The sequence below is a fragment of the Magnetospirillum moscoviense genome (assembly GCF_001650635.1).
Classification (GTDB): Bacteria; Pseudomonadota; Alphaproteobacteria; order Rhodospirillales; family Magnetospirillaceae; genus Magnetospirillum; species Magnetospirillum moscoviense.
Genome location: NZ_LWQU01000202.1, coordinates 1 through 9,717 on the forward strand (window position 1 = coordinate 1; position 9,717 = coordinate 9,717).

The 9,717-nt window shown below is 64.3% G+C and carries 9 protein-coding genes and 1 pseudogene; 6 read left to right on the forward strand and 4 right to left on the reverse strand.

Annotated elements, in window-relative coordinates; translation table 11 throughout:
• Positions 1–60: 60 nt before the first annotated feature.
• Positions 61–600 carry a hypothetical protein gene (locus A6A05_RS21110; RefSeq protein WP_156521159.1) on the reverse strand — a complete coding sequence of 180 codons (540 nt, stop codon included), beginning with the start codon at positions 598–600 and terminating at the stop codon, positions 61–63.
• 316 nt (positions 601–916) lie between these two features.
• Between A6A05_RS21110 and A6A05_RS21115 the strand changes: the two genes are divergently transcribed.
• The 3 genes from A6A05_RS21115 to A6A05_RS19155 all read left to right on the forward strand — a co-directional run bounded on the left by A6A05_RS21115 (position 917) and on the right by A6A05_RS19155 (position 1,685).
• Positions 917–1,081, forward strand: coding sequence for a hypothetical protein (locus tag A6A05_RS21115; protein WP_156521160.1), 165 nt, complete (start codon positions 917–919; stop codon positions 1,079–1,081).
• Between the two features lie 119 nt (positions 1,082–1,200).
• Positions 1,201–1,365: an antitoxin MazE family protein gene (locus tag A6A05_RS19150; RefSeq protein ID WP_245644383.1), complete on the forward strand. Its 165-nt coding sequence runs from the start codon at positions 1,201–1,203 to the stop codon at positions 1,363–1,365.
• Positions 1,362–1,685: a type II toxin-antitoxin system PemK/MazF family toxin gene (locus A6A05_RS19155; RefSeq protein WP_068504690.1), complete on the forward strand. Its 324-nt coding sequence runs from the start codon at positions 1,362–1,364 to the stop codon at positions 1,683–1,685. Before A6A05_RS19150 ends, A6A05_RS19155 begins: the two co-directional genes overlap by 4 nt.
• 316 nt (positions 1,686–2,001) lie before the next feature.
• On the opposite strand, the gene A6A05_RS22175 is transcribed toward A6A05_RS19155, so the two are convergent.
• Both A6A05_RS22175 and A6A05_RS19165 read right to left on the reverse strand, forming a co-directional pair.
• Positions 2,002–3,066: an adenylate/guanylate cyclase domain-containing protein gene (locus A6A05_RS22175; RefSeq protein WP_068504691.1), complete on the reverse strand. Its 1,065-nt coding sequence runs from the start codon at positions 3,064–3,066 to the stop codon at positions 2,002–2,004.
• 9 nt (positions 3,067–3,075) lie between these two features.
• Positions 3,076–4,308, reverse strand: a complete 1,233-nt coding sequence (locus tag A6A05_RS19165) for an extracellular solute-binding protein (protein ID WP_082911083.1) — start codon at positions 4,306–4,308, stop codon at positions 3,076–3,078.
• A 190-nt stretch (positions 4,309–4,498) separates the two neighbouring features.
• Here A6A05_RS19165 and A6A05_RS19170 point away from each other — a divergent pair, with 190 nt between their 5' ends.
• From A6A05_RS19170 to A6A05_RS19180, 3 genes are read left to right on the forward strand one after another with little or no spacing between them, the layout of a single operon-like run.
• A complete protein-coding gene (locus A6A05_RS19170; RefSeq protein WP_068504695.1) occupies positions 4,499–7,378 on the forward strand; it encodes a hybrid sensor histidine kinase/response regulator in 2,880 nt (959 codons plus the stop codon).
• A complete protein-coding gene (locus A6A05_RS19175) occupies positions 7,375–7,854 on the forward strand; it encodes a response regulator (RefSeq protein ID WP_068504697.1) in 480 nt (159 codons plus the stop codon). Before A6A05_RS19170 ends, A6A05_RS19175 begins: the two co-directional genes overlap by 4 nt.
• Positions 7,851–9,374 carry a response regulator gene (locus A6A05_RS19180; RefSeq protein WP_068504699.1) on the forward strand — a complete coding sequence of 508 codons (1,524 nt, stop codon included), beginning with the start codon at positions 7,851–7,853 and terminating at the stop codon, positions 9,372–9,374. The genes A6A05_RS19175 and A6A05_RS19180 overlap by 4 nt, the downstream gene beginning before the upstream one ends.
• A gap of 232 nt (positions 9,375–9,606) precedes the next feature.
• On the opposite strand, the pseudogene A6A05_RS21120 reads toward A6A05_RS19180, so the two are convergent.
• Positions 9,607–9,717, reverse strand: a pseudogene (locus tag A6A05_RS21120) (IS5/IS1182 family transposase); the annotation flags it as partial.

Here is a 9,717-nt window from a genome sequence, read left to right on the forward strand (position 1 = left end):
CGATACGCGCGAGCGGGGACAGCCGTACCTGCCGATGCGCCTGATTGTCGGTCGCCTTCCTCAAGACAAGGCGGCCAGGGGATCCAGGTGGCTAAGTTCACGGCGGACAGGCCGCGTCAGGACGATCATGATGGGGCGTCCATCCAGAGTATCGCCAAACAGTTCCGGCAAATGGACAAACAACCATAGCACCCTGGCGCGACCACCGGGTCGACACGTCACCAGCAACCACCCCAGGCGATCCATTGCGGCCAAGGGGTCTGCGAAGCAGGACGCAAACATCCCGGCCCAATCACTCGCCGACAAAAGTGGAGTATCTCCGGCGCCGATTATGACCTTCCGCCTTTGCTTGATGCCAGAATTCCTGGCCAGGCGACGGTCGGCGTCGGCGCCGAATACAACTGACCATTGGGGGGAAAGTTCCAGCGGATGGGGGCCGGGGCGGGTGCGGTGGGTTCCCTTCGATATTTCTGCGTCACCTCGTAAATCCGAACGTCGGACCCCGCATGCCTCAAGCCCCAGATGCTTGGTCGCCTTCGTTTCGCCGACACCGTCGGTAGCACAGAGATGTCGATCGAGCTTTTCATCAAGCAGCAGCACGACCTTCTGGATCGGATTGACAGTCTTTTGCGCCCCCGGCGCGGCCCCAAGAGGTAGGGGCTATGGTTTCCAAGCCCGACCTTTGGGAGCGTGGACGCCTGTTGAGTGGGTGGAGATCGAGTAACGCGCGCCAGATTGATGTCGCAGCCGTAGGTTCGGGGCCGAAGTCCGTCGCGGAAGTCCGCGCCGTGGTGCGAGAATTAGCAAGAGGATCCAGCGACAATTCAGACTTCCCGGTCCGGGACGAGTATGGCCAGGAGGTGCACTCGGCGATGGCCAGCCTGGATGAATGGAGATTGCCGGTGGATCGGGATAATTGGTCTCGGGCTGCTCGGAACTGCGCCTGACCCTGTTGGCGCCGGATATTGTTGAGGCCATCCTCGCCGGTCGCCAGCCCGAGGGGCTGAAACTGGCGGATCTGCTGGAGCCGTTTCCAGTGGAATGGAGCGAGCAACGCCGCGCCTTCCTGGGGGCGGAATAGCGATTTCTTGAATTCGCCGTCGATTCGACTTAGGTTACATGTAACCAGCGTTGGAGCCGACCATGCCCCTCGTGCGAAAGAGCCCTTCTCGCGATAAGGTGCGGGCCTACCGTGAGCGCATGCGCGCCCAGGGCTTGCGCCCCATTCAAATCTGGGTGCCCGACACCCGTTCCGCCGCATTCCGGGATGAGGCACACCGCCAGTCCCTTGTCGTGGCGGCCAGTGCCCACGCCCATGCCGACCAGGCATTCATCGATTCCATCTCCGATATGGGGGATGAGTGAGGCGCGGCGAGATATGGACGGTGTCCGCTGGCGGCTATGCCGGCAAGCCCCGTCCGGCCGTGATCGTCCAGAATGACCGTTTCGACGGCACCGCTTCAGTGACAGTCTGCGCCTTCACCTCCGACGAAACCGACGCGCCTCTCTTCCGGTTGCCGATTCATCCCAGCGAACGGAACGGCCTCAGGGGCGTTTCCCGTCTGATGGTGGACAAGATCACTACAGTCCCCAAGGACAAGCTGGGAGAGCAGATTGGTTATCTGGGCGACGAGGATATCGTCCGCCTCAACCGGGCGATCTTGATTTTCCTGGGATTGGCGTAGACGATTCCGATGCCAGAATCCAGCACATCCCCAAGAAAATTCGGAAACTACACGAAGCGGGAATTCTCGGAATATCGTTCCAGGACACACACTTGGCAACCTGTTGACTAAAAATGGGCAGTCAACAGGTTTGGAGAGAAATGGGCGTTAGAGAGAGAATTACCGCACATTCGCCCAGAACGAAGTCAGCGGCTATACAACGCAAACCCACGCGGAACCTTGTGATATCCAAGGCCGCGTCTTAGCGGTAGAGCCAGTTTGTCTGGTGAGAATGGCGTGGCGTAGCGGTCGAAACTGATAACTGGAAAGTGGACCTTCAGTACGGACTCGGTTGCGCAGTCTCGGGGGGCGATGGCTTGAGGCCGGTGACCTGATAGGCGGCGACCAAGCCTTTGCCCTTGATCTGGCGAAGGTCTAGCGAGAATCCGTCGAAGCGGTCAATGAGTGCGGACCACGCGGCCCTGGTGACCACCACGTGGCCGGGCGCACCCACAGCCCCCATGCGCGAAGCGAGGTTGACGGTGTCTCCCCAGATGTCGAACTGATAGCGGGCCGTGCCCGCCACACCCCCCACCACAGGCCCCAGATGGATACCCACCCGTGTCGCCCAATCTTCGGCGACCTCGGTCACCGCTGCCACCATCTCCAATCCGCAGCGCACGGCAGCCGACGCCGGGTCGGAATGGCGGATGAGCAGGTTGCCGGCACCCATGAAGCAGTCGCCTATGGTCTTGATCTTCTCGATGCCGTGGGCCTCGGCGATTTCCTCGAGCCGCATGAACACGGCGTTCAGCCGCTTCAGCACGTCCTCGGGCTGGTGACGGTCGCAATAGGCGGTGAAGTTGGCGATGTCGCAAAACAACACCGCCACATCCTCGTACCGGCGCGGCGCCACCTGGCCGGTGGCGCGGATCTCTTCGGCAGCCGCCGACGGCAGCACCACCTCCAGCAGCGCGTCGGCCTTGTGGCGGGCAAGGTCGGCCTGGTGCGTGGCGTCCCGCAGCGCCAGGTGGGTCTGGACACGGGCAGAAACGATGGGAGCGCTGAACGGCTTATGAATGTAGTCCACCGCGCCGACCGCGAAGCCCTGCGCCTCCGCGTCGACGTCGGTCAGCGCGGTCAGGAAGATCACCGGGATGGCGGCGGTGGCAGGGTCGGCCTTGAGGCGGCGGCAGACCTCGTAGCCGTCCATCCCCGCCATCATTACGTCCAACAAGATCAGGTCGGGGCGACCGCCATCGGCCGCTGCCAAGTGCAGCGCCCGTTCGCCGCTATTGGCCACCTTCAGCCGATACCGTCCCCGCAGGACCGACGTGATGACGTCGATGTTCTCGGGGGTGTCGTCCACCACCAGGACGGTTTGTCGCGGATCCTGCGCCATCGCGGGGAGCTACCGACCCAGCAACTGGCTGGCATCCCGTTGGGCGATCGCCAGCGAGTCTTGCGGTGCCATGCCCTGGTCCAGGCAGCGATCCACCGCAGCCTTGACGACACCGCGGATTTTCAGGTTGTTGGCGGTCATCAGCTTTGCTGTCGCATTGGGCAGGTTGGCGTGCAGCCGGCGATAGGGGCCGGATTCGCCATAGCGCCGAACCATCGACGGTTCGTTGAACGCTGACTGGGTGACGGGAAAATAGCCGGTCTGCTCGCTCAGCGAGGCCTGGGCGGCCGGCGTGTACAGATACTCGATGAACCTGAGGGCGGCCGCCCTCTCGGCCTCGGCCATGTGGGCCGACATGAACAGGTTGCCGCCGCCGACCGGCACGCTGCGGGTCGAGTGCCGGGGGATGAAGGTGACCGTCCAGGGAAACTTGGCGTTTTTTTCCACCAAACCGGCCCCGCCGCTGGAATAGAACACCACCGGGAAGGCCCCCAGGGAAAAGGCGTTGATGGTCCCCTTCCAGGCCGGCGAGCGAGCCAGCAATCCCTTCTTGTGCAGTCGCTGCAGGAAGGCCAGCGCCTCGACGGCGCCCGGCGAGCCCAGGCCGATGCCGGCGGCGTCGCTGCGCAGGCCGGTTCCGGTGGTGGCGGCCATTGCCTCGAACAGCCAGTCGTACCAGTCGCCGCCCAGCGCGAAGGACGGGCGGCCGGTCTTTGCGGTCAGCGTTTCCAGCAGGGATTCGAACTCGGCCCAGGTCGTTGGCAATGCCTCGGTGGACACGCCTGCCGCCGCCATGGCCTCGACATTGTAATAGGCCACCGGCATGCTGCGGAACAGCGGCGCCGACAAAAAGCGCTGGCCGCCGCTATTGCCAAGGAAACTGGGCAGAAGCGCGGCGTGGAAAGAGGCTAAGCGGCTCCCCAGCGCCTGGTCCAGAGGCTGGATAGCGCCGGCTTCCTGCAGTTCCAGCGTGGTGGACAGTTCAGCGACGAAAAGGCCGGCGCTGCGCTTGGCCGCCGCCTCGGCCATCACCCGCCCCACCACCTCATCGTAGTTGGACAGGCTGACCACTTCGATCTCGATGCTCGGCGCACCCTGCTGGAAATTGCGGGCCAATTCGTGGAACAGCCGGTTGGCGTCGCCGGTGGCCGCAGAGGGAACCAGGAACTGAAGCTTGGTCGCAGCGGCGGCGGGGGCTGCGATGAAGATGCAAATCGCAGCTATAGCCTTGAGCATACCCATTCCGCACCTCCGCCCGAATGAAACCGTTAGGGTATATTGACCATAAAACTCCTGGACAGCATACTCATATCTCCTCAGCGGGGGGGGGTTAGCAATGCATGTGCGATCGGAAGGGGGGGCGCCCTATCCGCTGCATCTATGGGGTGCGATTCCGAGCCTTGCGGTAAAATTCCTGGTTGTTGTCGTCCCGTTGCTGATTGCCTGCGGGGCGGTCTTCAGCGTCAGCCTGTATTTCTTGAAGGGGGCGGAACTCCGCGCCGCCCTCGAGTCCCGCATGATCGACGTGGCCGGGCGCAATGCGGCCGTGCTGGCGCGCCCCCTTTACAATGTCGAAGCCGAGGTTGCCCAGGCCCTGATCGAGGCGATGTCGGTCACCCCCGAACTGGTCTGTGCCGAGGTCACCGTGGACCTGACCGGCAGCCGCCTGGCCTGGCCGCCGGCTGGGTGTCAGGGCTGGTCGGCTGCCGACGACGGTTCTGTTTCGGTGCCGGTCCACTATGACGGGACCAAGGTCGGCACTCTCCATATCGGCTACAGCGCGGTCGGCGGCGAGGCGGAATTGGCCCGCGAGATGCTGCGCCTGCTGCTGCTGACCGCGGTCATTGTGGTGGTGACGGCGGTGGCGGCGCTGCTGGCCTTCAAGCTGACCATCGGGCGGCCGTTGGACCGCCTGCTGACGGCCATCCGCCAGACCGAGCAAGGGGGCGGACAGGTGGTGGTGGACTGGCCGACCCGCGATGAGATGGGCCTGTCCATCGCCGCGTTCAACGACATGAGCGCCCAGATCACCGCGCGAACCGCCGAACTGACCGAGGCCCGCGCCGTGGCCGAGGCCGCCACCCGGGCCAAAGGCGACTTTCTGGCCAATATGAGCCACGAGATCCGCACCCCGATGAACGCGGTGCTGGGCATGACCGAACTGGCCCTGAAGACCGAACTGACTGCCAAGCAACGCAATTACCTGCAAAAGTCACATAACTCGGCGCGGGCGCTGCTGCGGATCATCAACGACATCCTTGATTTCTCGAAGATCGAGGCCGGCAAGCTGACCATCGAGGAAGTCGAATTCGCCCTGGACGACGTCATCACCCACGTCGCCGACATTTCCATGGTCAAGGCCCAGGAAAAGGGACTGGAATTGCTGTTCGGCGTCGATCCGCGCGTGGCCAAGCGGTTGATCGGCGACCCTTTGCGGCTTGGCCAGGTCCTGATCAACCTGATCGGCAACGCCCTGAAATTCACCCAGTTGGGCGAGGTGCTCGTCTCGGTCGAGATGGTGCGCGATTGGGACGACCGCATGGCCTTGTGCGTCCATGTCCGCGACACCGGAATCGGCATGACCCCGGAACAATTGGGGCGGCTGTTCGGCGCCTTCTCGCAGGCCGATGCCTCGACCACCCGCCAGTTCGGCGGCACCGGGCTGGGGCTGGCAATTTCGAAGCAGATCGCTCAGTTGATGGGCGGCGACATCACCGTCGAATCGCAGTTGGGGGTGGGCAGCACCTTTCATTTCTCGGCGGTGATTCGCAAGCCGGCCAACGCGGCCACCTATGGCGAGCAAGGTACCGCCCTGGCCGGGGTGCGTATCCTGGTGGTGGACGACAACGAGGCGTCGCGCGACTTGCTGGATGTGCTGCTTCAGGGTTTCGGCTGCACGGTGGCTCAGGCGGCCAGCGGCGAAGAGGCTATCGCCGAGTTGCGGCGTGTGGTGCGGGCCGGCGAGCCCGGCTACGACGTGGTGCTCATGGATTACATGATGCCAGGCATGGACGGCATCGAGGCTGCGCGGCGCATCGCATCCGACGATCGGGTGATCCAGGCGCCGATCATGGCCATGGTCACCGCCTATGGCCGCGAGGAGGTCATGACCCAGGCCGCCGAAGCCGGACTGTCCGGATTCCTGGTCAAGCCGGTCAGCCCGTCGGCCTTGCTCGAGACCGTGCTGGGTCTGCTGGGGCGCGAACCCATACCCTTCCAGCCGGTGGACCACCACCAGGCTTCGACGCCAGTATCGGTGTCCAGCTTGCGCGGGGCGCGCGTGCTGTTGGCTGAAGACAACGACATCAACCGCGAACTCGCCATCGAGATCCTGTCGACGGTCGGCGTGTCGGTGGACACCGCCGCCGACGGTAGCGAGGCGATCCTCATGCTGGAACGCAGCCGCTATGATGGCGTGCTGATGGATTGCCAGATGCCGGTCATGGACGGCTACGAGGCGACTCGGGCCATCCGCCGGAACGCAGCATGGGCCAACCTTCCGGTGATCGCCATGACCGCCAACGCCATGGATGGCGACCGCCAGAAATGCCTGGCGGCCGGTATGAACGACCACGTCACCAAACCCATCGACACCCCCAATCTGCTGGCGACCATGGCCCGCTGGATCAAGCCCAGCCGCCCCGCCGCTTTCGAGGCGTTTCAGACCGCCGCCGAGGACATCGGAGACGACATGGATTTCAGTTCCCTGACCTTGTTCGATTCCGGGGCCGGCCTGCGCCGCGCCCAGGGTAACGCCAAGCTTTATGGCCGCCTGTTGCGCAAGTTCCGCGACGGCAACCGCGATTTTGAGGCTGCGTTCCACGCGGCGTTGGCCGATGCGGACCCCCGTGCCGCCGAACGTTGCGCCCACACCCTCAAGGGCCTGGCTGCGACCATCGAGACGGCCGAGGTCGCCCAGGCCGCCGCTGCGTTAGAGCATGGCTGCCGCGATGGCCTGCCCCGCGAGGAAATCATGGCCCGGCTGGCGGTTTTGATGGACCGCCTGCGTCCGGCCCTGGCCGAACTGACGGTGCTGTTCGGTGACGACAATCAGCCGGTCGCCGAACCGGGCGGCCGCGCTGGCGGGGACACGACGCTGTCGGACGAAGCGCTGGGCCGCCTGTCCCAGGTGGCTGCCTTGCTGAGCGACGGCGATTCGGACGCAACGGAAGTCCTGGACTCGGTTCTCGAGGACTATCCCGAACTGAGCGGACCATTGGCAGCGGTACGCCAGAAGGCGGAAGGTTATGATTTCTTCGGCGCTCACGAGGAGCTTGCGACACAGGCTAGGGCCTGGGGGGTGACGCTGTGACCGCCGCCCCGCAAACCGTGCTGGTGGTGGACGACACCCCCGAGAACCTCGATCTGATGAAAGCCATCCTGGCCCCGCACTACAAGGTCAAGGTGGCGATCAGCGGCGAAGCGGCGCTTAAGCTGCTGGCAGCGTCGGCTCCCGACATCATCTTGCTCGACGTGATGATGCCCGGCCTGGACGGATACGAGGTCTGTCGCCGCATCAAGGCCGACCCGGCTCGCCGCCATGTGCCGGTGGTTCTGGTGACCGCCATCGCCGAGGCCATGGACGACGGCAAGGGCTTCGCGGCCGGAGCCTGCGACTACATCACCAAGCCGGTCAGCGGTCCGGTGGTTCTGACCCGGGTGCGCACCCACCTGGCCTATCGCGGCCTGCTGGCCGACGTCGCGACAGCGGTGGAGCTGCTAAGCGTCGGCGACACCGCCACTGCCGCCGACACACTCGCCGCAGCCATTGAGGGGGCGCTGCCATGACCGAACAAAATCCCAGCGTCCTGGTGGTCGACGACAGCCCGGAAATGCTGGATCTGCTGCGCGAAGTGCTTGGGGGCGACTACAAGGTGCGGGTAGCGATCGGCGGCGGCCCCGCCTTGAAGCTGGCCCGCCAGGCCCCGCCGGACATCGTGCTGCTGGACGTGATGATGCCGGAAATGGACGGCTATCAGGTTTGCCGCCTGCTGAAGCAGGATCCCCAACTGGCCGACATTCCGGTGATCTTCATCACATCGATGGACGAGGTGGAGGACGAGGAACTGGGCTTCGCGGTCGGTGCGGTCGACTACATCACCAAACCGATCAGTCCGCCGCTGGTCCGCGCCCGCGTCGCCACCCATGTCAAGCTCATGCAGCAGCGGCGCCAGGCCGAACGAAGCGCCCGCATCAAGGCCGACATGCTGGCGATGATGAGCCACGAAATCCGCACGCCGCTGCACGGCATCCTGGGGACCGTCCGCCTGCTGATGGACAGCCGCCTGGACACGGAACAGACCAACACCCTGAAGATCGTGCATTCCTCGGGCGAGGCGTTGCTGGCCATCCTCAACGACGCCCTGGACCTGGCCAAGCTGGAGGCCGGCAAGCTGGCCATCGACCCCGTGCGGTTCGAACTGGCCGAAGCCGTGGAAAGCGTCGTGGCGTTGATGGAATCGCGGGCCCGCGAGAAAGCCGTCGATCTGGTGCTGGATGTGGCCCCGGGCCTGCCGGGAGCGGTGATCGGCGACCCGATACGGCTCAAGCAGGTGCTGCTGAACCTGGTCGGCAATGCCATCAAGTTCACCGAAGCGGGCCGGGTCACGGTTTCGGTCGCCGCCTCGGCGAATGGCATGATCACGTTCAGCGTCACCGATACCGGTATCGGCATCGATCCCAAGGCGCTGCCCGGTTTATTCGCCGATTTCGTGCAACAGGATGCCTCGATCGCCCGCCGTTTCGGCGGGACCGGCCTGGGATTGTCGATCTGCAAGAAGCTGGTCACCCTGATGGAGGGCGATATCCAGGTCGAAAGCACCCCTGGAGTCGGCAGCACCTTCAGGGTCCGTCTGCCGATGCCCATGGCGCCGGCGGCCACCGCCCCGTCGCCCGAGACGCCCCGGGCGGACGACGCGCCCCTGACCATCCTGGTGGCCGACGACAATCCGGTGAACCAGCGCCTGGCGAAGGTCATCCTGACCCAGCACAATCACGTGGTTCATCTGGCCTCCGATGGCGAAGCCGCGGTCAAGGCGGTGGCCCAGGGTCGCTTCGACGTGGTGCTGATGGATGTCCGCATGCCGGTGATTGACGGCCTCGAGGCTACTCGTCGCATTCGCGCGCTATCAGGACCGGCGGCGCAAACCCCGGTGCTCGCCGTCACCGGCATGGCCCTGGACGAGGAACTGCAGACCTGCCTGGCCGCCGGCATGACCGACGTCGTGGTCAAGCCCTATAGCCGCAGCACCCTCTTCGACGCGATTCGCCGCGTGACCGCCGACAGAAGCCCGCTCAGTCAGGGCTGAAGCGCCCCGCTGGCCCCATGGACCAGATGTGACTGTACGATAGAATCATTTTTTTGGAAGACGTTCTGTTCCGGTTGCTTGACGTCACCGGCCCCACCATCAATCATCAAAATTTATCTCGTGATGGTAACGCCAATAAAGATACGGAAACTACATATGCCCTCCTCCCGCGCGCTATCCGAATACTGCCGATCCGCACTTTTCCGTAAGAGTCCGTCCGCGAAGTTCCCTATTATTTCCTGTGCCTTGCGATTCTGCGCAGCATGAGGCGGATCATGGCCAGGCGCAGGAACGCCAGCGCCATTCTGGCGAGGTTCTCGAAGTCCTTGGCGAGGCGTCGGCA

Excerpts from the sequence above, each read along its gene's own strand:
- A6A05_RS19150 (WP_245644383.1), top strand. The coding sequence starts at position 1,201 with ATGCGCGCCCAGGGCTTGCGCCCCATTCAAATCTGGGTGCCCGACACC.
- A6A05_RS19180 (WP_068504699.1), top strand. The coding sequence starts at position 7,851 with ATGACCGAACAAAATCCCAGCGTCCTGGTGGTCGACGACAGCCCGGAA.
- A6A05_RS22175 (WP_068504691.1), bottom strand. The coding sequence starts at position 3,066 with ATGGCGCAGGATCCGCGACAAACCGTCCTGGTGGTGGACGACACCCCC.
- A6A05_RS19165 (WP_082911083.1), bottom strand. The coding sequence starts at position 4,308 with ATGGGTATGCTCAAGGCTATAGCTGCGATTTGCATCTTCATCGCAGCC.